19 protein-coding genes are annotated in these 21,660 nt (G+C 64.6%); 7 read left to right on the forward strand and 12 right to left on the reverse strand.

Going from position 1 to position 21,660, the window contains the following annotated elements; all coding sequences use genetic code 11:
- Positions 1-126 precede the first annotated feature (126 nt).
- Entirely contained in the window at positions 127-1,047 is a 921-nt protein-coding gene (locus AC07OK_RS09120; protein WP_494690009.1) for a LysR family transcriptional regulator, read from the reverse strand.
- 108 nt (positions 1,048-1,155) lie between these two features.
- Between AC07OK_RS09120 and AC07OK_RS09125 the strand changes: the two genes are divergently transcribed.
- Positions 1,156-2,016 carry an oxidoreductase gene (locus AC07OK_RS09125; protein ID WP_494690010.1) on the forward strand — a complete coding sequence of 287 codons (861 nt, stop codon included), beginning with the start codon at positions 1,156-1,158 and terminating at the stop codon, positions 2,014-2,016.
- Here AC07OK_RS09125 and AC07OK_RS09130 read toward each other — a convergent pair.
- The 6 genes from AC07OK_RS09130 to ybaK form a co-directional block, all read right to left on the reverse strand.
- Complete coding sequence (locus tag AC07OK_RS09130; RefSeq protein ID WP_494690011.1) at positions 2,013-3,263, reverse strand: metal-dependent hydrolase; 1,251 nt, start codon at positions 3,261-3,263, stop codon at positions 2,013-2,015. The genes AC07OK_RS09125 and AC07OK_RS09130 overlap by 4 nt on opposite strands.
- Before the next feature lie 8 nt (positions 3,264-3,271).
- The gene (locus AC07OK_RS09135) at positions 3,272-3,562 is read right to left on the reverse strand and encodes a DUF427 domain-containing protein (RefSeq protein WP_494690012.1); all 291 of its coding nucleotides are present in this window, start codon (positions 3,560-3,562) and stop codon (positions 3,272-3,274) included.
- 19 nt (positions 3,563-3,581) lie between these two features.
- The gene (locus tag AC07OK_RS09140; RefSeq protein ID WP_494690013.1) at positions 3,582-4,634 is read right to left on the reverse strand and encodes a GGDEF domain-containing protein; all 1,053 of its coding nucleotides are present in this window, start codon (positions 4,632-4,634) and stop codon (positions 3,582-3,584) included.
- A gap of 130 nt (positions 4,635-4,764) precedes the next feature.
- Complete coding sequence (locus tag AC07OK_RS09145; protein WP_494690014.1) at positions 4,765-5,421, reverse strand: DsbA family oxidoreductase; 657 nt, start codon at positions 5,419-5,421, stop codon at positions 4,765-4,767.
- Positions 5,422-5,498: 77 nt separating this feature from the next.
- Positions 5,499-6,128 carry a glycerol-3-phosphate 1-O-acyltransferase PlsY gene (gene plsY, locus AC07OK_RS09150; RefSeq protein WP_494690015.1) on the reverse strand — a complete coding sequence of 210 codons (630 nt, stop codon included), beginning with the start codon at positions 6,126-6,128 and terminating at the stop codon, positions 5,499-5,501.
- 71 nt (positions 6,129-6,199) lie between these two features.
- Positions 6,200-6,691, reverse strand: coding sequence for a Cys-tRNA(Pro) deacylase (gene ybaK / locus AC07OK_RS09155; protein ID WP_494690016.1), 492 nt, complete (start codon positions 6,689-6,691; stop codon positions 6,200-6,202).
- Positions 6,692-6,735: 44 nt separating this feature from the next.
- Between ybaK and AC07OK_RS09160 the strand changes: the two genes are divergently transcribed.
- Positions 6,736-7,734 (forward strand): endonuclease/exonuclease/phosphatase family protein, encoded by a 999-nt coding sequence (locus AC07OK_RS09160; protein WP_494690017.1) that lies wholly within the window; start codon positions 6,736-6,738, stop codon positions 7,732-7,734.
- Here the strand turns inward: AC07OK_RS09160 and AC07OK_RS09165 are convergent, their stop codons facing one another.
- Entirely contained in the window at positions 7,735-9,501 is a 1,767-nt protein-coding gene (locus AC07OK_RS09165) for a putative bifunctional diguanylate cyclase/phosphodiesterase (RefSeq protein WP_494690018.1), read from the reverse strand.
- 223 nt (positions 9,502-9,724) lie between these two features.
- Between AC07OK_RS09165 and AC07OK_RS09170 the strand changes: the two genes are divergently transcribed.
- The gene (locus AC07OK_RS09170) at positions 9,725-10,960 is read left to right on the forward strand and encodes an efflux RND transporter periplasmic adaptor subunit (protein WP_494690019.1); all 1,236 of its coding nucleotides are present in this window, start codon (positions 9,725-9,727) and stop codon (positions 10,958-10,960) included.
- A 3-nt stretch (positions 10,961-10,963) separates the two neighbouring features.
- Positions 10,964-14,110, forward strand: coding sequence for an efflux RND transporter permease subunit (locus AC07OK_RS09175; RefSeq protein ID WP_494690020.1), 3,147 nt, complete (start codon positions 10,964-10,966; stop codon positions 14,108-14,110).
- 62 nt (positions 14,111-14,172) lie between these two features.
- Here AC07OK_RS09175 and AC07OK_RS09180 read toward each other — a convergent pair whose 3' ends face one another.
- The 3 genes from AC07OK_RS09180 to AC07OK_RS09190 form a co-directional block, all read right to left on the reverse strand.
- Complete coding sequence (locus AC07OK_RS09180; protein WP_217941052.1) at positions 14,173-14,355, reverse strand: hypothetical protein; 183 nt, start codon at positions 14,353-14,355, stop codon at positions 14,173-14,175.
- A gap of 71 nt (positions 14,356-14,426) precedes the next feature.
- Positions 14,427-15,332 (reverse strand): site-specific tyrosine recombinase XerD, encoded by a 906-nt coding sequence (xerD, locus tag AC07OK_RS09185; protein WP_494690021.1) that lies wholly within the window; start codon positions 15,330-15,332, stop codon positions 14,427-14,429.
- Complete coding sequence (locus AC07OK_RS09190) at positions 15,308-15,829, reverse strand: methylated-DNA--[protein]-cysteine S-methyltransferase (RefSeq protein WP_494690022.1); 522 nt, start codon at positions 15,827-15,829, stop codon at positions 15,308-15,310. Before AC07OK_RS09190 ends, xerD begins: the two co-directional genes overlap by 25 nt.
- Positions 15,830-16,423: 594 nt before the next feature.
- Between AC07OK_RS09190 and AC07OK_RS09195 the strand changes: the two genes are divergently transcribed.
- Both AC07OK_RS09195 and AC07OK_RS09200 read left to right on the forward strand, forming a co-directional pair.
- Positions 16,424-17,077, forward strand: coding sequence for a TRAP transporter small permease (locus AC07OK_RS09195; RefSeq protein ID WP_494690023.1), 654 nt, complete (start codon positions 16,424-16,426; stop codon positions 17,075-17,077).
- Positions 17,074-18,462, forward strand: coding sequence for a TRAP transporter large permease (locus tag AC07OK_RS09200; RefSeq protein ID WP_494690024.1), 1,389 nt, complete (start codon positions 17,074-17,076; stop codon positions 18,460-18,462). The genes AC07OK_RS09195 and AC07OK_RS09200 overlap by 4 nt, the downstream gene beginning before the upstream one ends.
- A gap of 55 nt (positions 18,463-18,517) precedes the next feature.
- On the opposite strand, the gene AC07OK_RS09205 is transcribed toward AC07OK_RS09200, so the two are convergent.
- The gene (locus AC07OK_RS09205) at positions 18,518-19,504 is read right to left on the reverse strand and encodes a TRAP transporter substrate-binding protein (protein ID WP_494690025.1); all 987 of its coding nucleotides are present in this window, start codon (positions 19,502-19,504) and stop codon (positions 18,518-18,520) included.
- 129 nt (positions 19,505-19,633) lie between these two features.
- On the opposite strand from AC07OK_RS09205, the gene AC07OK_RS09210 reads away from it, so the two are divergent.
- The gene (locus tag AC07OK_RS09210) at positions 19,634-21,658 is read left to right on the forward strand and encodes a two-component system sensor histidine kinase NtrB (protein ID WP_494690026.1); all 2,025 of its coding nucleotides are present in this window, start codon (positions 19,634-19,636) and stop codon (positions 21,656-21,658) included.
- Positions 21,659-21,660 lie beyond the last annotated feature (2 nt).

A 21,660-nucleotide genomic window follows, 5' to 3' on the forward strand; every position in this document is an offset into this window, starting at 1 on the left:
TCCATGTTTAACGATATTCTTCCTTTCTGGAGGGCAATGCAATTGTCATGCCAACCATCTTGTCCAAAAGTGGCCTATACCATTTGATTTTAGGCCTTTTTGTGGCAAACACGCGACACGATACCGCTAGGCAAGCGCGGCGCGCTGGCCGGCCAGCCGCAGCGGCGCCCGCTCCGCCACAAAATCGATGAAGTGCCGCACCCGCAGCGGCATCAGGGTGCGCTGCTGGTAGTACATGAACACGCCGCTGTTGGAGGTGGCCGTCTGTGGCAGCAGCGGCACCAGCGCGCCGCTGGCCAGCTCGGCCTCGATCATGAAGACCGGCAGCTGGCCGATGCCCAGGCCGTTCAGCACCGCCGTCAATTCCCCCTCCACCGTATTGAAACTGGCCACCGCCGGCATCTCCTGGTAGACCGTGGCGCCATCCACCTGCAACTCCCACGGCATCAAGCGGCCGGTGGAGGGGCGGCGGAAGCCGGTGCAGCGGTGCAGCTGCAAGTCCGGCACCGTCTGTGGCGTGCCGTGCAGGGCCAGGTAGCCGGGCGTGGCGCACGGCACCAGCACGATCTCGCCCAGCTTGCGGGATATCAGGTTGCGTTCGGGCGGATTGCCGGCGCGGAAGCCGACATCGATCTTGCTCTCCACCAGGTCGGTGAAATGGTCGTCCAGCTGCAAATCGAAATGCGCGCCGGGATAGCGCCGCTGGAACTCCGGCAGCAGCGGCACGATGACCGCGTTGCCGATCGACATGGGCGCGACCACGCGGATCAGGCCGTCCACTTCGAGGCGGCTGTTCTGGATGTGGTCCAGCGCCTCGTCCAGCAGGCGCAGCCCGGGGTTGGCCAGCTCGAACAGGCGCGCGCCCTCCTCCGTCAGGCTCAGGCTGCGAGTGGTGCGGTGGAACAGGCGCACGCCCAGATGATCCTCCAGCTGCCGCACCGCCTTGCTGACGGCTTGCGGCGTCAGGCCGGCATCGACCGCCGCCTGGCTGAAGCTCTTGGCGCGCACCACGCCGATGAACAGACTGACGACCCTGGCTTTATCCATATTTACAACCAAATGGTGATAATCAAACAGCTTTCCTACGGCTAGTGTAACAGGTCGGCCCTGCCTACACTGGCATCCACCAACTCACCTCACACCAAGGAAACAATCATGACTGGCACTGCACAAAAAGTATGGTTCATCACCGGCGCATCCCGTGGCTTCGGCATGCTGACGGCGCAACAAGCGCTGGCGCGCGGCGACTGCGTGGTCGCCACCGCCCGCGATCCGCAATCGGTCACCGCCGTCCTGGGCGAGCATCCGAATCTACTGGCCTTGCGGCTGGACGTCAAACTGGAAGCGCAAGCCGTCACCGCCGCGCAGCAAGCGATAGCGCGCTTCGGCCGCATCGATGTGCTGGTCAACAACGCCGGCTACGGCCTGCTGGGCGCGGTGGAGGAAGCCAGCGCCGAGGAAGTGCGCGCGCTGTACGACACCAACGTCTTCGGCCTGCTCAACGTCACCCGCGCCGTGCTGCCGGCGATGCGCAAGCAGGGCGCCGGCCATGTCATCAACATCTCGTCGGTGGGCGGCTATTCGGCCTTCGCCGGCTGGGGCTTGTACAGCTCGACCAAGTTCGCGGTCGAAGGACTGAGCGAGGCGCTGGCGATGGAAATGGCGCCGCTGGGCATCCATGTGACGGTGGTGGAGCCGGGCTTCTTCCGCACCGATTTCCTCGACGCCTCGTCGCTGGTGTCCACCCGCGACCGCATCGAAGACTACGCCGCCACCGTGGGCGCGATGCGCGAGTTCGCGGCCGGCGTCAATCACCAGCAACCGGGCGACCCGGCCAAGCTGGCCGGCGCCCTGCTGCAACTGGCCGACAGCGCCAAGCCGCCGGTGCGCCTGCAACTGGGCTCGGACACGGTGGAACGCGTGCGCGCCAAGAACCAGTTCGTCGAAACCGAGATGACGCAGTGGCTGGAGCTGGCGGTATCGACCGACTTCAACGCGCAGAAAAAAGCCGCTTAAAGCTTGCCCGGCGGGTGCAGCGACAGCAGATCCTCGCGCGGGTAGCCCCAGCCGGGCACGCCCGCCGGACATTTGCCGGCCTGCCCCGCATGCAGCGTCGTGAAATTGCCGCGCGGCGTGGTCGCGAAGCGATAGTCGGCCAGCTCGCCGGTCGACAGCATCAGCGCCGGCATGCGGGCGAAGCGCAGCCAGGCATCCACCTGGCAGTTCTCGTCCTTCAGCGTGCGCAGCGCCGTCAGGCTGGCCAGCACCGTGCCGAATTGTTGCACGCCCGGCGACAAGGCCAGCACCTGCTCCGGCGATCCGACCAGGCCCGCCGGACAGGCCAACGGCGCCAGCCACTCCGGCGCCAGGCTGGCCACGCCCCGCCGCAAGCGGTAGTAGCCCTGCTTCTCGTTGGCCTCGACGCTGGCATACGACCAGCACAGAGGCTGCGACGGGAACGCCGTCATCGCCACGTCCATGACGCGCACGGACGGATCGGCCTTCTGCAAAGCGGCCGTGATCTGCTCACGCCCGTAATGCGAGGCCACACCCTGCACCGCGATGAAGCCAACGCTGACCACCAGCGCCAGCAGCAGGCCCGCGCGGCCGCGCGCACCGGCGCGCAATTGCGCCGCGCCGCACGCCGCCGCGATCAGCAACAGCGCGGCAAACGAAGTCCATGCCAGATAAGCCTTGGCGGCGAACACCACCAGCGCGCCGAACAAACAGGCCAGGCCGAGCATGCGCAAGGAACGCCAGCGCATGATGAGCGCCATCGGCACGCCGATCGCCACCCAGAACAGCGGCTCGACGATGAACACCATGTCGCCATAGAACCAGCGCCCGGTGAACGGATACCACGGGTGGATGCCGTAGGAATTGGCGAAGTCCATCAGCAGATGCAGCGCGAAGCCCAGCCCCACGCTCAGGGCCAGGCCGAGGCGCGCCGGCCGGCTGGCCTTGAGCAGCGCGCGCGCCGACGGCCAGCACAAGCACAGCAGCGCCGCCAGCAGCAAGGCCTGCGGCAGCGCCAGCAGCGCCGTATGCGTATGCCCGCGATGATGCAGCAGATAGCCCAGCGGATCGGGCAGCAGCTTGTTCAGGAACAGGTCGAGGTCGGGAAAATTGCTGGCCAACGCGCAGGACACCAGCAACAGCCGGTGCCGCACCCGCTGCGACGGCGCATCCGCCTCGTCGGGCAGGCTGCGGTGCACCAGTTCTCCAACGCCGAAACCGATAATGCTATGGGTGATATTGTCCATGCCCCCGTCTAGCGCTGCACGTCCACGCCGCGCCAGAACGCCACATGGTCCTTGATCTGCGCTGCCTTCTCGGACGGCTCCGGGTAGTACCAGGCGGCGTTCTCGTTGACCTTGCCGTTGACGTTCAGGCTGTAGTAGCTGGCCAGGCCCTTCCACGGGCAGCGCGTGGTGTGCGCGCTGGCCTGCAGATACTCCGTCTTGACGCTGGACGGCGGGAAGTAGACGTTGTTCTCGACGATTTCAACTTCGTCGTCCTTCGCTTCGGCGATGACGACGCCGTTCCAGCTGGCGGTGGGCATGGGGGACTTCCTTTCAGTGTCAGGTGGGGCTGCATTCCACGCGGTTGCGGCCGGCGTGCTTGGCGCGGTACAGCGCGGCGTCGGCCTGGCGCAGCAGGCTTTCTGCATCGCTGATTTCCATGTGGTCGAAGGAACCCACGCCCAGGCTGGCCGTCACCGGCAGCAGGCGCGGGCCGGCGTAGTGCAGCTGCGCTTCGATCTTGGCGCGCAGCGTTTCGGCGAATTTGCTGGCGCCTTCGAGCGGCGTGTTCGGCAGGATCACGCACAGCTCTTCACCGCCGTAGCGGCCCGGCACGTCGATCACGCGCACGCTCTCGCGCAGCAGCAGACCGACGCTGGCCAGCACCTGGTCGCCGACCGCGTGGCCGTATTCGTCGTTGATACGCTTGAAGTGGTCGAGGTCTATCATCACCGCCGACAGCGGCGAGCGGAAACGCTTGGCGCGCGCCGTCTCGAACTTCAGGCGGTGCAGCAGCGAGCGGCGGTTGTGCAGGCCGGTCAGCTCGTCGGTGGTGGCCAGCTGCTCCAGCTCGCGCACGGTGGACTCCAGCGCCTTCTCGTTGGCGCGCAGTTCGATCAGCGCCATCACCTGGCGCGCCAGCTTGACCAGCGTGGCGCGCTGTTCGGCACGCAGGCCGCCCGGCTTGGTGTCCATCACGCACAGGGTGCCGATGGCGAAGCCGTCGGACGAGGTCAGCGCCACGCTGCTGTACATGCGCATATAGGGTGCATCGACCGTCAGCGCCATGTGGGCGGTGCGGAAGTCCTGCGTCAGGTCGGGGATTTCGGTGGCGGCCTGGCCCAGCACCGCCAGCGAGCAGTAGCTCTCGCCGCGCGGCAGCTCGCCCAGCTGCATGCCGGCGCAGGACTTGATCCAGACGCGCTCGGCGTCGACCAGCGAGATGAAGGCATACGGCACCTCGCACACCTGGGCGGCCAGTTCGGTGAGGAAGCTGAAGTCTTCGCAGGCGGGGGTGTCGAGGATGTGGTAGCGGTGCAGTGCGGCCAGCCGGAACTGGTCGGCCTGCGGACGGGCGATGGACAGCGTGTGTACTTTTTCTGCGGCCAGCATAGGCCTCCCTGTAGCGACGTCGATCTTTTTTGGGCTCCCGGCACGAGGCGGGGCCGAACTATGGTGCTACCCGTTCAGTTTATCGCAAAACAGGGACGGCGGGCGTACTTGCCGCCGCCTCCCGCATTTTTTAAGCCGTCTGCGCCATGATCTCGCGCAGCGCTTTTTCAAACACCTCGGCCGGCTGGCCGCCGGAAATCAGGTGGCGCTCGTTGATGATCACGGCCGGCACCGAGTTGATGCCGTGGCGCTGGAAGAACTGCTCGCGCTCGCGCACCTCGTCGGCGTACTGCTGCGATTGCAGCACCTCGGCGGCGATGGCGGTGTCCAGCCCCACTTCGCCGGCCACGCGCAGCAGCACGTCGTGCGAGCTGGGATCGTCGCCCTTGGTGAAGTAGGCGCCGAACAGCGCCTCCTTCAGCGCCTTCTGCTTGCCCTCGCCCTCGGTCTCGGCCCAGTGCAGCAGGCGGTGGGCGTCGAAGGTGTTGTAGATGCGGCTGCGCTTGCCCATGGCGAAATCGAAGCCGACCTCGGCGCCGCGCGCGCGTATCATCTCGCGCGCCTGTTCCTGCTGCGACGGCGTCGAGCCGTATTTTTCGGCCAGGTGCTCGCCGATGTCCTGGCCCTCGGGGCCCATGTTGGGATTGAGCTCGAAAGGCTGGAAGTGCATGCTCACTGCCGCCTCGTCGCCGAGATTGGCCAGCGCCTGGTCCAGCGACTTGAGGCCGATGGCGCACCACGGGCAGGAAACGTCGGAGACGAAATCGATCTTCAGGGGAGTGCTCATGATGTGCCTTTGCTAAACGGAATTTTCAGCATATGGCGACACCCGGCGCAAAATCAAGCGCCGGGATGGGGATGGCCTTACTTTTTCTTGCCTTTGACGGCGTCCTGGCTCTTGCTGCCGATGCGGCTTTCCTTGCCTGCCAGCAAATTCGAAATATTTTTGCTGTGACGGAAAGCCAACAGTGCGCTCATGACGAACACCGCGAACAGCTGCGGCTCGACGCCGAACAGCAGGCCGTAGTAGAACGGTGCGAACAAGGCCGCCACCAGCGCCGCCAGCGACGAGTAGCGGAACGCGAACGCCACCGCCAGCCAGGTCACCAGGGTGGCCAGGCCCAGCCACGGATTCAGGCCCAGCAGCACGCCCAGCGCGGTCGCCACGCCCTTGCCGCCGACAAAGCGGAAGAACACCGGCCACAAATGGCCCAGGAACACCGCGATCGCCACCAGCGCGATGGTGGCGTCGCCAATATGCAACTGATCCTGGTAGCGGGTCGCCAGCCAGACCGCCAGCCAGCCCTTGGCGCCGTCGCCGATCAGGGTCATGATGGCGGCCGCCTTATTGCCACTGCGCAATACATTGGTGGCGCCCGGATTTTTCGAGCCGTAGGTGCGGGGATCGGCGATGCCGAACAACTTGCTCATCACGACGGCAAACGAGATCGAGCCGATCAGATAGGCGGCGACGGTCATCCAAACTGTATTCATTATTTCCTCAAAAGTAGTCATACGCCCGTTGGGGGCCGCTGAATATACACTGCCGACGCCCGATCGGCCAACTAATCGGCCAGCGCGCAGTGCACCGGCCTGGCCTGCAACAAATCCAGCAACACCTGCGGCGCGATGCCAACCAGATAACCTCTGCGGCCGCCATTGATATAAATCGTTTCCAGCGCAAGAATGCTATCCTCGACATACACCGGCAGCAGCTTGCGGGTGCCGAACGGCGAAGTGCCGCCGATCTGGTAGCCGCTGTGGCGGGTGGCCACCTCCGGCTTGCACGGTTCGACGGATTTGCAGCCGATGCCGCGCGCCAGGTTTTTGGTCGAGACCTTGCAATCGCCGTGCATCAGCACCATCAAGGGTTTAGCGGCCTCGTCTTGCATGACCAGGGTCTTGACCACCGCGTGCTCGTCCACGCCCAGTTCGCGCGCCGACACCGTGGTGCCGCCGTGTTCTTCGTAGTCGTAGGGGTGCTCGCTGAAGGCCACCTTATGTTTGCGCAGCATTTGCGTTGCCGGGGTCTCGGAGATGTGCTCTTTTTTAGCCATGCGTGATACGCTGCTTGTGAAGTAATGATCGGGAGTTTCTAATTATGCAGCAGGAAATTCGCTTTGCCACTTTCAATGTTTGCAATCTTTCCCAGCCTGGGGCGAAATTGTACGACAATCTGCCGCCCTTGGCGCCGGCCGAGTATGAAGCGAAAGTCCTGTGGACCGCGCAGCAGCTGGACCAGCTCGACGCCGACGTGATCGGCCTGCAGGAAATCTTTTCGCTGGCGGCGCTGCGCGACGTGCTGGCCCACAGCGCGCGCTACCGCGAGGCCACGCTGGCCGGCTTCGACGCCGCGCCCGATCCCGCCACCGGCGCCGCGCGCCTGGTGCCGCAGGTGGCGCTGATCTCGCGCCTGCCGCTGGCGGCGCCGGCCGCCGAATACCGCGCCTTCCCCGACGGCGTGGCGCTGCCGGCCGGCAGCCGCGACGCCGACCGCTTCGCCCGCGCGCCACTGCACGCGCAAGTGCTGCTGCCGGACCAGCGCATCGTCGACGTGATCGTCATCCACCTCAAATCCAAGCGCCCCGACTACAGCAGCGGCGACGACTACGCCGATCCGATGCAATATGCACAAGCCAACCTGCGCTCGCTGATACGGCGCGGCACCGAGGCGGTGGCCCTGCGCGCCCTGCTCAGCCAGCTCGAAAGCAGCGCGCGCCGGCCGCGCGTGGTGCTGGGCGATTTCAACGACACCGCCGACGCCGTCACCACCGCCATCGTCATGGGCTCCGGCGCGGCCGGCCTGCCGGGCGAGGAGCTGAGCGGGCGCATGTTCGATTGCAACCAGATCCAGCTGGGGCGCGACACGCTGCGCCAGGTCGGCTACACCAACATCCACGAGGGCCACTACATGACCATCGACCATGTGCTGGTGTCGGAGGAATTCAACCCGGCCTCGCGCTACGCGGTCGGCGAGGTGCTGGACGTGACGTATCTGAACGACCACCTGCTGCAGGACAAGCCGGAAGCGTCCGACCACGGCCAGGTGCTGGTGCGGCTGCGCCTGTACGGCGCGCGCGACCGCGCCCGGCCCATGTAATCAGGCGGCGCCGTCCAGCAGGCCGCCCAGGCCATCGAGCAGGCCGTTCTGCCGCACGTAGTGGCCCTGGTACTGATGGCAGCCATGCTGCGCCAGGAAGCGCAGCTGCGCCTCGGTCTCCACCCCTTCCGCCAACACCGTCAAGCCCAGGCTGCGCGCCATCGCGATCATGGCGACCACCACCACCGGCGGCGCCGCGCCGTCGACGGCGCCATCGATGTCGCCGATGAAGGTGCGGTCTATCTTCAGCTTGTCGAACGGGTACTCGCGCAGGTGGCCGACCCGGGTGTAGCCGGTGCCGAAGTCGTCGATCGCCAGCCGCACGCCCAGCGCCCGCAAGGCGCGCAGCGTGGCCGGCGCGGTGGCCACGTGTTTCATGATGATGGCCTCGGTCAGCTCCAGCTCCAGCAACTCCGGCGCCAGGCCCGATGCCGCCAGCGCCGCGCTGACGCTGTCGGCCAGGTTACGTTGCAGGAACTGTGTCTGCGACAGGTTGACCGCCACCACCAGCGGATAGCCGGCATCCTGCCAGCGCCGGGCTGCGCGGCAAGCCTGCTCCAGCACCCACTGGCCGATAGCCACCATCAGGCCGCTGTCCTCGGCCACGGTAATAAAGCGCTCCGGCCGCAGCAGGCCCAGCGCCGGATGGCGCCAGCGCAGCAGGGCCTCGGCCGCCAGCGGCCGGGCGCTGGCGATGTCGACCTGGGCCTCGTACTCCAGCACGAACTGCTGCTCGCGCAGCGCGCGCCGCAAGTCGTTCTCAAACGTCACTCGTTCGATGATCTGCGCGTTCATTTCGGGACTAAAGAACTGGAAGCCGTTGCGGCCTTTTTCCTTGGCGTGGTACATGGCCAGGTCGGCGTTGCGCACCAGGGTGTCGATGTCGGCGCCGTCGTCCGGGTAGATGCTGACGCCGATCGAGGTGCTCACGTGCAGCCGGTGCGGCTCCAGCACGAACTCCTGGCTGATGGCGTTCAGCACGGTATCGGCCACGTGCGCCACCTGGTCGATGCCGCCGATCTCGGACAACATGATGACGAACTCGTCGCCGCCCTGCCGGCTGACGGTGTCGACGCTGCGCACGCAGCGCACCAGCCGCGCCGCCACTTCCCGCAACAGCTGGTCGCCGACGTGGTGGCCCAGCGTGTCGTTGATGTTTTTGAAACGGTCGAGGTCGAGGAACAGGATCGCCAGCCGGCTGCGCTTGCGCCGCGCCGCCGCCATCGCCAGGCTCAGGCGGTCGAGCAGCAGCACGCGGTTCGGCAGGTCGGTCAGGAAATCGTGCTCGGCCAGGTGGCGGGTCTGCTCCTCGGAGCGGCGGCGGTCGGCGACGTCGGCCAGCAAGGCCAGGTACATCACCAACTGGTCCTGCTTGCGCGCCGAGATGTCGCGGATCGCCGCGACCACCCGCTGCGGCGCGATCGCGGTCAGCAGCACCTCGGCCCAGAACTGGCGCCCGCCGCAACCGACGCAGCACCATTCGAAGCGGCGGTTGCCGTCGCGCTGGGCATCGGCCAGCAGGTCGGCCAGCGCGCGCGCCGACAGCACGCCCTCGGCCTGCTGCAAGGGTGACAAATCAACCAGCCCCAGGCCCAGCAAGCGGTCCGGCAGGTCGCACTCGAACAGCGCCTGCGCCGCCGGATTGCTGGCGACCACACGGCCGTCCTGCAACAGCAGCAAGGCGTCGCTGGTATGCGCGACCATCGCGAGGAAATCCGCGCGCGCGCCGTCATCTCCGCCGTCATCTCGTTTGTGTGCTGGTGCCACCTGGGCCTCTCCGGCTTAGCGCCAATCGCGCCCTCTCAGGCCTTGCCCATTCTTGCCGCTGACAGGAATCGACCATTGACCTCCGTCAAACGCGCTTGATCCCGCGTTTTTACCGTTCATCCGTATTTTTGCGCGGCCTGTCGCATTTCTCTGGCAGCCGGTCTTGAAAATTCTTAAAGTGCCAACATGCGCCGTGGCGACCTTTTGATTGAAGAAGAACGATATGAAACTTGAAACCTTGCCCGTCTCCCCACAATCCACGGTGCGCAGCAAACGCTGGCGCAAGCCGCTGGCGGTGCTGATCGTCATCGGCCTGGCCGGCGGCGGCTGGACCGTCCTGCACAAGAAGGACGCCGCGCCGCCGAGCACGCAGGCGGCCAAGGACGATAAGAAGAAACAGGAAGTCTTCGAGCTGGCCAGCGGCGATATCGCGGCCATCGATGCACGATCATTGGCGGTCAGCTTGCCCTTATCCGGCTCGCTGGCGCCCCTGAGTTCGGCCACCATCAAGTCCAAGGTCTCGGGCGTGGTGGAGGCCACCACGGTGCAGGAAGGCATGGCGGTGGCCGCCGGCCAGGTGCTGGCCCGCATCGACCAGTCCGACCTGCGCGCGCGCCTGCAACAGCAGCAGGCCATGCTGGATGAAGCGCAGGCCAAGCTGTCGCTGGCAAGCAAGAACGAAACCAATAGCGGCGCCCTGCTCAAGCAGAAATACATTTCGCAGAACGCCTACGATTCGACCCAGAACAGCGTCGACCTGGCGCGCGCCAACGTCAAGTCGGCCGCGGCGATGGTGGAGATCGCGCGCATCGCGCTGAACGACGGCGTCATCAAGGCGCCCATCAGCGGCGTGGTCAGCAAGCGCCACGTGCAGGCCGGCGAGAAGCTGGCGCCGGACATGCCGGTCTACAGCATCGTCAACCTGTCCGAGCTGACCTTGGAGGCGCAGGTGCCGGCCTCGGAAATCCCGCGCGTCAAGGTGGGCCAGGAGGTCAAGTTCAAGGTCGACGGTTTCCAGGGCCGCGACTTCGCCGGCAAGGTGGCGCGCATCAATCCGGCCACCGAGGCCGGCTCGCGCGCGATGCTGGTCTACATCTCCGTCAAGAACGACGACAGCGCGCTGCGCGCCGGCATGTTCGCCAAGGGCAGCATCGTCACCGAACGCTCCGCCGTGATGCCGATCGTGCCGATGACGGCGCTGCGCACCGAGAAAGGCCAGCAGGTGGTGTACCAGATCGTGCAGGGCAAGGTGGTCGCGCAGCCGGTCAAGCTGGGCCTGCGCAACGAGGACGAGGGCTACGCCGAAGTGGTCGACGGCCTGGCGCCGGGCGCCAACGTCATCGTCTCCAAGCTCGACGGCGTCAAGCCGGGCAGCGAGGTCAAGCTGCCGGCCAATGTCGCCACGCCGGCCCAGCCGACCAATTCGGCCAAAGCCGCCATGCTGGCACAGAAGGGCTAAATCATGTGGATCACTAAAACCAGTATCCAGAACCCGGTCTTCGCCACCATGGTGATGGTGGCGCTGGTCGTGCTGGGCCTGTTCTCCTACCGGGAACTGGGCCTGGAGGCCATGCCCAACGTCGACATTCCGGGCGCGCTGATCGAGGTCAAGTATCCGGGCGCCTCGCCGGAGGCGGTGGAGAACGACATCACCCGTCCGATGGAGGACGTGGTCAACACCGTCAGCGGCATCAAGACGCTGCGCGCCAACTCGTGGGAAGGGCGCGCCGGCCTGTACATCGATTTCGAACTGAACACCAATATGGACAAGGCGATGCAGGACTTGCGCGACAAGATCGCCCAGGTGCGCCCGCGCTTCCCGAAAGAAGCCAAGGACCCGTTCATCGTCCGCTTCGAAGGCGAGAACAGCCGCCCGATCGCGCAGATCGGCATCACCGCCACCGACCACTCGCTGCGCGACCTGTCGACCATGGCCGACCAGCTGATCGGCAAGCGCTTCCAGGGCGTGGCCGGGGTCGGCCAGGTGCGCCTGAACGGCACCGCCTCGCGCCAGATCCTGGTCAGCCTGCGTCCCAACGACCTCAACGCGCAGGCGATCGGCGTCGATGAAGTGATCAACGCCATCCAGGCCACCAACACCAACCTGCCGGCCGGCTCGATCAGCTTTGCCGGCAACGAGCAGCTGGTGCGGGTCGAGGGCAAGATGAAGGACGCCCGCGACTTCAACAAGATCATCGTGGCGCGCCGCGCCAACGGCCCGGTCTACCTGGAGCAGGTCGCCACGGTGATCGACGGCGCGCAGGAAGAGCTGTCGGTGTCGCGCCTGAACGGCAAGCGCGCCATCACCATCGACATCACCAAGGTGCAGGACGCCAACGTGGTCGAAGTGGGCCGCCGCATCCAGAAGGTCGCCGCCGATTTGCAGAAGACGCTGCCGGCCGACATCACGCTGACCGTGCTGAACGATGAATCGCTGAAGGTGCAAAGCCAGCTCGACAACGTGAAGGAGACCATCATCGAAGGCGCGGTGCTGACCATGATCATCGTGTTCTTCTTCCTGCACTCGTGGCGCTCGACCATCATCACCGGCCTGACCCTGCCGATCTCGGTCATGGCCAGCTTCATCGCGATGAAGTTCTTCGGCTTCACGCTGAACTTCCTGACCCTGATGGCGCTGTCGCTGTGCATCGGCCTGCTGATCGACGACGCCATCGTGGTACGCGAGAACATCGTGCGCCACCTGGGCATGGGCAAGAACCACCGCCGCGCGGCCGAGGACGGCACCAACGAGATCGGCCTGGCCGTGATGGCCACCACCTTCGCCATCGTCGCCGTGTTCATCCCGGTGGCCTTCATGCAGGGCATCATCGGCCGCTTCTTCCTGCAGTTCGGCATCACCGTCGCGGTGGCCGTGCTGGTGTCGCTGTTCGTCAGCTTCACGCTCGATCCGATGCTGTCGTCGGTGTGGCCAGACCCGGTCAAGGACCGCTTCAAATACCTGCCGTGGCTGGGCCGCTTCATGCACTGGGTGGAAGGCGGCATCGAGCGCCTGCACGTGGTGTACGGCAAGGTGCTGGGCCTGGCGCTGCGCTGGCGCAAGCTGACCTTGGCCTTCGCCGCCAGCCTGTTCGTCGCCAGCCTGATGCTGGTGCCGATGATAGGCGGCGAGATGTTCCCCGACCAAGACAACGGCTGGATCAACCTGCATCTGAAGACCCCGGTCGGCTCCAGCCTGGAGTACACCGACAACAAGGTGCGCCAGGTCGAGGAGGCGCTCAAGGCCTTCCCCGAGATCGCCAGCGTGATCTCGGTGGTCGGCACCCAGGACGGCCGCAACAACGCCCAGATCGACATGAAGCTGCAGGACCGTAAAACTTACAAGCGGCGCTCGCAGAAGGAGCTGGAAGGCGTGGTGCGCGCGCGCCTGGGCAAGATCGCCGGCATCACCATGTCGGTGGGCTTCAAGCCGATCTTCATCGCCATCCTCGGCACCGACGAAGGCAAGCTGGACGCGGTGGCCCATCGCCTGATGGACAAGATGCGCAAGATCAAGGGCATCGCCGACCTGGAGTACAGCCAGGAAGGCGCCAACCCGTCAACCACGGTCAAGATCAACAACGAGCTGGCCAGCGACCTGGGCCTGTCGGTGCAGCAGATCGGCAGCGCGCTGCGGCCGTTCGTGGCGGGCGACACCACCAGCCACTTCCTGGCCGACGACGGCCAGAACTACGACGTCAACGTGCAGCTGCCGAAGTCCGGCCGCCAGAAAGTGGCCGACCTGGCCGACCTGTCGCTGGCCTCGAGCAAGCTGGGGCCGGACGGCCGTCCGCTGATGGTTCCGTTGCGCCAGGTGGTGGACTTCGTGCCGTCGTTCAGCCCGCAAGTGCTGAAGCGCCAGGCGCTGCAGCGCCGGGTGGCGGTGTACGCCGGTGTCGAAGGCCGTCCGGGCGGCGACGTCGACAGTGACGTCAAGAAGGCCATGAAGGAAATCGACTTGCCGGCCGGCGTGCGCTTCGACGTCGGCGGCAACGCGCAGGACATGGAAGAGAGCATGTCGTCGGCCATGATCGCGCTGGGCATCGCGGTGATCTTCATCTACCTGGTGCTGGCTTCGCAATTCGGCAGCTTCCTGCAGCCGGTGGCGATCATGATGTCCTTGCCGCTGTCGCTGATCGGCGTGCTGGTGGCGCTGCTCATCACCGGCAGCACCCTGAACATCTTCTCGGTGATCGGCTTCATCATGCTGATGGGCCTGGTGACCAAGAACGCGATCCTGCTGGTGGACTTCACCAACCATGCGCAGCAAGGCGGCATGGGCCAGCGCGAAGCGATCATGTCGGCCGGCCAGGTGCGGCTGCGTCCTATCGTGATGACCACGCTGGCGATGGTGTTCGGCATGCTGCCGATGGCGATAGGCATGGGCGACGGCGGCGAAACGCAGGCGCCGATGGGCCGCGCGGTGATCGGCGGCGTGATCACCTCGACGCTGTTGACCCTGGTGGTGGTGCCGGTGGCCTACACCTACCTCGACAGCCTGGGCAAGCGCTGCGCCCGCTTCTTCAAGGGCAAGGCCCACGACGAAGAGGCCGCGCTGCAGGACGCCATCGAGCCGCTGCACGACGTCAACAGCCGCAACGAAGTGGCTTAATCGGAAACAACAAGCTCAAGCGCAACGCAAAACCGGGCTGCATGCCCGGTTTTTTTCCGTCCCTACTCTGCCGCCGCGGCGTCGCCTTCGGCGGCGTCGTCGCCGTCCATCTCCTCCAGCTCGCCTTCCTGGGCCAGGCCGGGGTTCTGCTTCAGCTCGGCCTTGCGCCGGGCTTTTTCATCCGCTTTTTTCTTCTTTTCCAGCTCACGCTGGCGCTTTTCATACGCGAAATTTGTCTTTGCCATTTGCCACCTCTTCTTTATACGGTTCGATTACCTGCCCACATTATGACGCAGTTACGGCCGGCGCAAGTTTTTCAGCCGCGAGGATGATGTTGCGCATGCAAATGCTTCAGCCGTTCGCGCGCGACGTGGGTGTAGATTTGCGTCGTCGAAATGTCCGAATGGCCCAGCAGTAACTGTACCACCCGCAGGTCGGCGCCGTGGTTCAGCAGGTGGGTGGCGAAGGCGTGGCGCAGGGTGTGCGGCGACAGCGGCGCGGTGATGCCGGCCTTTAATGCATGTTTTTTAATCAAGACCCAAAACATCTGCCGCGTCATCGGCCCGCCGCGCGCGGTGACGAACAGCGCGTCGTCGACCTGGCCGTTGAGGATGACGCCGCGCGCTTCCTTGACGTAGCGCTCGATCCACACCCGCGCCTGCTGGCCGAACGGCACCAGCCGCGTCTTGGCGCCCTTGCCGGTGACGCGCAGCACGCCGTCGTTCAGGCTCAGCTCCAGCAGCTTGAGCGTGACCAGCTCGGAAACGCGCAGGCCGCTGGCGTACATCAGCTCGAGCATGGTGCGCTCGCGCAGGCCCAGCGGCGTAGCGACGTCGGGCGCCGCCAGCAGGGCCTCCACTTGAATTTCGCTCAAGGTGTGGACGAAGCGGGCCGGCTGCTTGGCCGATACCAGTTTCAAGGTCGGGTCGTCGGCGATGCGGCGCTGGCGCAGCAGCATCTGGTAAAAACGCCGCAGCACCGACAACCGACGGTTGGACGAAGTGGCCTTGCCGCTGTCCTGGTGGCGGGCGGCGATATAGCCTTCGATGTCGTGCGCGGCCACCGCCGCCAGCCCCGCCACCTGCGGCCGCTTCTTCTCCAGCCAGGTGGCGAACAGGCGCATGTCGCGCCGGTAGGCTTCCAGGGTGTTCTTCGACAGGCCGTCTTCCAGCCACAGGCTGTCGCAGAACTCGTCGATCAGAGCAGTGTTGTCTGTTGCCATGCGTATTCGCTCGATCCTTCATGGGCCAGCAGCCAGCGCTTGATGCCCAGCAGGTAGCTATTGGGGTCGTCGCTGTTGGCGAAGCCGCCCAGGCCGCTGGCCGAGGTGACGCGGTGGCAAGGAATCACCACCGGGAACCAGTTGGCGCCGCAAGCCTGGCCCACCGCGCGCGGCGCCGAGCCGATGTGCCGGGCCAGTTCGCCATAGGTGCGCACGCTGCCGCGCGGGATCGAGCAGATCGCGTCCCAGACCTTGTGCTGGAACTCGGTGCCGGCGCGCTTGAGCGGCAGGTCGAAGCTGAAATCGGCGTCCCGGCAATACTGCTCAAACTGCCCGGCCGCCAGCTCCGCGATCGCGTCCTGTGGCGCTTTTGCCTCAAAATGGGGCGGCAGGTAGCACAGTTCCGTTATCAGACCACTTGCCGTGCGCACGCCCAGTTTTCCAAGCGGCAAATCCAGGACGGCGGAAAACAATTCATGCTGCTGTTGTATTTTCATCACACTCCATGCACCAAAAAAGCCGGCCGATGTTGTCGAAATGCACCATTTTGTTGCATTCGAACTACATTAAAAAAACCACACGGTTGCATTGTAAATCCGCGCGCGAGGAGACAGGCAAGCGACAGGCGAAAAAAAACGCACCTTGCGGTGCGTTTCCAAATCCTGCTTCACGTTCCCGGTCGTTTGCCTGTCACCGTAGCGCGCTTGTGGCGGCCTTCAGCGACTATAACAACGACATTCTGTAAAACGTGGTCTCCTCGATCTATTGCCGGTATTCAGTACCGTTTCTCTACACACTCCCCACCTACAATTCTGGGCTCTTGCTACCGGATCGCATATTGATATGCAGTTATCCCTGAGAGCGACGCAATCATAACGTATCTATTTCGCTTTTTCTCCTTTTTTTTCGGCCCGCCCACACCCTTGCTTTAAACATGAAACAAATCTGACGCATATCAATAAAGTTGTGGTATTGAGCTTGAAATTGCCAAAAAGACCTAGTAGTACCCCTCATTGCTTTCCTCCCAACAAAATTATAATTTAGGCGAAAATGGCGGATTTCCCGACATCAACAAAACCTTGAGACAAATCATGCTCGCAAAACTACTGGATCATCTGGAGGAGTGGATCATCACCTTCCTGATGGCAGGCGCCACCCTGATCATTTTCCTGTCCGTGGTGCACCGCTATGGCACCGGCCTGCCCATTCCCGGGGTCCAGGATTACCTGCTGTCGCTGCACTTCGAGTGGGCGCAGGAGCTGGCCATTATCATGTTCGTGTGGATGGCCAAGTTCGGCGCGGCCTACGGCGTGCGCATGGGCGTCCACGTCGGCGTCGACGTGCTGGTCAGCCGCCTGCCGGACGCCTGGCGCCGCCGCGCCACCTACGTCGCGCTGGCCTGCGGCATGCTGTTCACCGGCATCATCGGCACCCTGGGCCTGTCCTTCGTGTGGGACAACGGCCTGCACTATGCCCTGTTCAACAAGCTGGGCCTGGATATCAGCGCGCTGACCGAGGGCCCGACCACGCCCGACCTGGAATGGCCGACCTGGTTCATCTATTCGGTGGTGCCGATGGGCTCCTACCTGATGTGCTTCCGCTTTATCCAGGTGTCGCTGGTCTACTGGCGCACCGGCGAGATGCCGCACCAGGACGAATCGCACGTCGACGGCCTGGACGATGCAGAGGACGACGACATGTTCGCCGTCGCCCACCCAACCCCAGCCCACGGAGGTGCCAAATGAGCGGCGCAGCACTCACTTCAGTCAATGTGATGTCCAAGAAGCGCGCGGCGGCCTGGCTGATCGGCATCGCCGCCATCCTGCTGTCGGTGTGCGTCATCGGTGGCAAGGTCGGCATCGTGTTCGCGCTGCTGCTGGCGCTGATGTTGACCGGCATCCCGGTCTCGATCGCGCTCGGCCTGACGGTGCTGATGTTCATGTACCTGCTGACCCACGTGCCGGTCGAGGCGGTGGCGCTCAAGCTGTTCAGCGGCATCGAGAAGTTCGAGATCATGGCGATCCCGCTGTTCATCCTGGCCGGTAACTTCCTGACCCACGGCGGCGTGGCCAAGCGCATGATCAAGTTCGCCACCAGCCTGATCGGCCACTGGCACGGCGGCCTGGCGCTGGCCGGCATCATCGCCTGCGCCATGTTCGCGCTGGTGTGCGGCTCGTCGGTGGCGACGGTGGTGGCGATCGGCTCGATCATCCTGCCGGCCATGGTCAAGCAGGGTTATCCGAAGCGCTTCGGCGCCGGCGTCATCATCACCGCCGGTTCGCTGGGCATATTGATGCTGCCATCGATCCCGAAAGTGATCTACGCCATTTCCACCAACACCTCGATCGGCGCGCTGTTCCTGGCCGGCCTGTTCCCCGGCATCCTGCTGACGGTGATGCTGTGCACCACCACCTGGGTGCTGGCCAAGAAGAACGGCTATCCGCGCATGCGCAAAGCCAGCTGGGGCGAGCGCGGCAAGGCGTTCAAGGACAGCGTGTGGGGCCTGATGCTGGTGGTGATCATCATCGGCGGCATCACCAAGGGCATCTTCACGCCGACCGAGGCGGCCGCGATGAGCGCGGTGTACTCCTTCATCATTTCGGTGTTCGTCTACAAGGACATGCCGCTGAAGAAGACGCCGGAAGTACTGAAGAAGTCGGCCAGCCTGAGCGCGATGCTGCTGTACATCATCACCAACGCCGTGCTGTTCTCCTTCCTGATGGCGCACGAGAACATCCCGCAGGCGATGGCGGACTGGATACTGGCCAAGGACCTGGGCCAGGCCGGCTTCCTGTTCTTCACCAACATACTGCTGCTGCTGGCCGGTAACGTGATGGAGCCGTCGTCGATCATCCTGGTGATGGCGCCCATCCTGCACCCTGCCGCGATCCGCCTGGGCATCGACGCCGTCCACTTCGGCATCATGATCGACGCGAATATGGAAGTGGGCCTGTGCCACCCGCCGGTCGGCCTGAACCTGTACGTGGCCAGCGGCATCTCGAAGATGAGCATCTCCGAGCTGACCGTGGCCGTGATGCCGTGGCTGCTGACGATGCTGGTGTTCCTGGTGATCGTCACCTACTGGCCGGGCTTGTCTCTGTGGCTGCCGAAGGCGATGGGCTTGATGTAATAAAAAAGGGAGGCCATGCAAAATGGGCCTCCCTCTTCTTTAGAAACGAGCTAAATTATTTAGCCGCTTCCTTGTTGATCGCCGAAATCAGATCCTTGCCGATCCGGCCTTCCATATCCTTCTGCACCGGCAGCAGCGCCTTGCGCCAGTCTGCCTGCTCTTTCACGCTAGGCGTGTAGATCTCGGTCTTGCCGGCCTTCTTGATCGCTTCCAGCGCCAGGTCGTTGTCGCGCTGGGCGATGGCTTTTTCAAACGTGGTGGCATCCTTCATCGCCTTGTCCAGCGCGGTGCGGATATCGGCCGGCAGACCGTCCCAGAACTTCTTGTTGACGATCACCGCATAGCCCAGGTAACCGTGGTTGGACACCGTCACATACTTCTGCACTTCGTGCATCTTCTGGGTGTACATATTCGATGGCGGGTTCTCGGTGCCGTCGACCACGCCCGTTTGCAGCGCCTGGTACACCTCGGAGAAGGCCAGCACCTGCGGGTTGGCGCCCAGCGCGCGCATCTGCGCGTCCAGCACCTTGGACGACTGGATACGCATCTTCAGGCCCTTGAAATCGGCCACGTTATGCAGCGGCTTGTTGGCCGACATGACCTTGAAGCCATTGTCCCAGAACGCCAGGCCGATGATGCCCTTCGGTTCCAGCTTCTTCATCAGGCTCTTGCCGATTTCGCCTTCGGTGACGTTGTACAGCGCGGTCTTCGACGGGAAGATATACGGCAGGTCGAACGCTTCGAACTCCTTCACGCCCAGCGGGCCGAATTTGGCCAGCGACGGCGCCAGCATCTGCACTGCGCCCAGTTGCAGCGCTTCCAGTTCTTCCTTGTCCTTATACAGCTGGCTGTTTGGGTAGACTTCGACCTTGACGCGGCCGTTGGTGGCCTTCTCGGCCAACTGCTTGAAACGCTCGGCGGCCTGGCCTTTCGGCGTATCGGTGGCGACCACGTGGCTGAATTTGATGACGATAGGGGCCTGCGCGTAAGCATTGAAGCTCAGAGCGACGCTCAGGGCCAGTAGAACGGATTTCAATTTCATGGAGTCTCCAGAAGGGATTTAAAATGCAGTATTGTTCTAGTTTGACCGATTCTTACCAATAGTGACAAGGGGCACAACTGTGGAAAACCACAATGGTGCCACCACTCCAAGGCTTTAACCTGAGTGTCCATGACCGCCACACCAGCCAACATCCCGCCGCGCCGCGCCCACTACAGCTCTTCGCTGCGCTGGCTGCTGCCCATCGTGCTGGTGCTGTTCTTCCTGGCGATCTTGATCTGGCTGCCGTGGCAGGCGCGCCAGATGGAGAGCAACGAGCGCCAGGAACAGCTGATCGCCGACACGCTGTGGGTCGAGCAAACCATCCGCTTCCAGCTGGCGCGCGACGAGGAAAGCCTGCGCGGCCTGGGCGCCGAGATCAGCGCCGGCCGCCTGCCGCCGGGCCAGACGCACGAACGCCTGGCGCGGCTGCTGAAGAACGGCCACGAGCTGCTGCGCGTGATCTGGCTGCGGCCGGACGGCACGCTGGCCGCCAGCAGCGATCCGCAGGCGGCGCCGGTGGAATTGTCGGAAGCTTCCAAAGCCACCATGGAGCTGGCCCGCAAGACCCGCCATGCGCTGTACACCCAGCCGGAAGCACAAACACCGAACCTGTCGGCCGCCCCCGCCGCGGTGCTGATGGACTATCACGTGCCGCTGTTCCTCGGCGACGACTACATCGGCGACCTGGTGGCCACCTACCAGGCCAGCGCGCTGCTGGAGGAAATGGTGCCGTGGTGGTTCGCGCAGGACAACCAGGTCTCGCTGATCGACCGCGACGACAAGGTGTTGGCGCGCCGCGCCGCCGCGGGTCCCGGCCACGGCGTCTACACCCACAAACGCGCGCTGGACCTGCCAGGCGCCACGGTCACGCTGGTGACCGACAGCGTCAAGAGCGAGCCGCAGCTGCTGCCCAACCTGCTGGTCGGCTCGGTGATCGTGCTGTCGCTGGGATTGTTATGGAGCTTGCTAGCCTTGTGGGGCCACATCTCGCGCCGGCTGGCGGCGGAAGGCGCGCTGCGCCAGCAGATGTCGTTCCGCACCGCGATGGAAAATTCGCTGGTCACCGGCCTGCGCGCGCGCGACCTCGAAGGCCGCATCACCTACGTCAACCCGGCCTTCTGCCAGATCGTCGGCTATCCGGCCGAGGAACTGGTCGGCATGCTGCCGCCCATGCCCTACTGGGCCGCCGAAGCCATGTCCGAATACCAGAGCCGCTTCGCCTCGGTCCTGGCGGGCAAGGTCACGCCGCAGTTCGAGACCATCTTCCAGCGTCCCGACGGCGAGCGCGTGCCGGTGCTGATCTTCGAGGCGCCGCTGGTCGACAAGGACGGCCAGCAGACCGGGTGGATGGGCTCCATCCTCGACATCTCGGACCGCAAGCGCATCGAGGAACTGAACCGCCAGCAGCACGAGAAGCTGCAGGCGAGCGCGCGCCTGGCGACCATGGGCGAGATCTCCTCGATGCTGGCGCATGAACTGAACCAGCCGCTGGCCGCCATCTCCAGCTACACCACCGGCGCGCTCAATGTGCTGGCGCGCGCCGACAGCAGCGGCGTGGCGGTCGATTGCAGCATGCTCAAGCCGGCGCTGGAACAGGCCAGCGCGCAGGCGCAGCGGGCCGGCCAGATCATCCGCAGCGTGCACGAATTCGTCAAGAAGAGCGAGCCGCAGCGGCAGGAGATCGGCATCGCCTCGCTGCTCGACGGCATCCGCGCGCTGATCGAGCTGCAGGCGCGCCAGGCCTACGTCGTCTTCAGCGCCAGCATCCCCGCCGACCTGCCGCCGGTGCGCGCCGACCGCGTGATGATCGAACAGGTGCTGCTCAACCTGACCCGCAACGCCATCGAGGCGATGGCCCACATTCCGCCGCAGCGGCGCATGCTCAACGTGGTGGCGGCGTATGATGCGGCCAGCGCGCAGGTCAGCGTGGCGGTGATCGACCAGGGGCACGGCATACCGGAGGACGTGGCGCAGCGCTTGTTCTCGCCGTTCTTCTCGACCAAGGCGGAAGGCATGGGCATGGGGCTCAACATCTGCCGCACCGCGATCGAATTCCACGGCGGCGCGCTGACCCACAGCGCCAATCCGCAAGGCGGAACCATATTCACCTTTACGCTGCCGGCGGTGCTGGCGGCGGCAGACCAGGAGACTTGAAG

Source organism: Duganella sp. GW821-FHT07G03, from assembly GCF_059418605.1.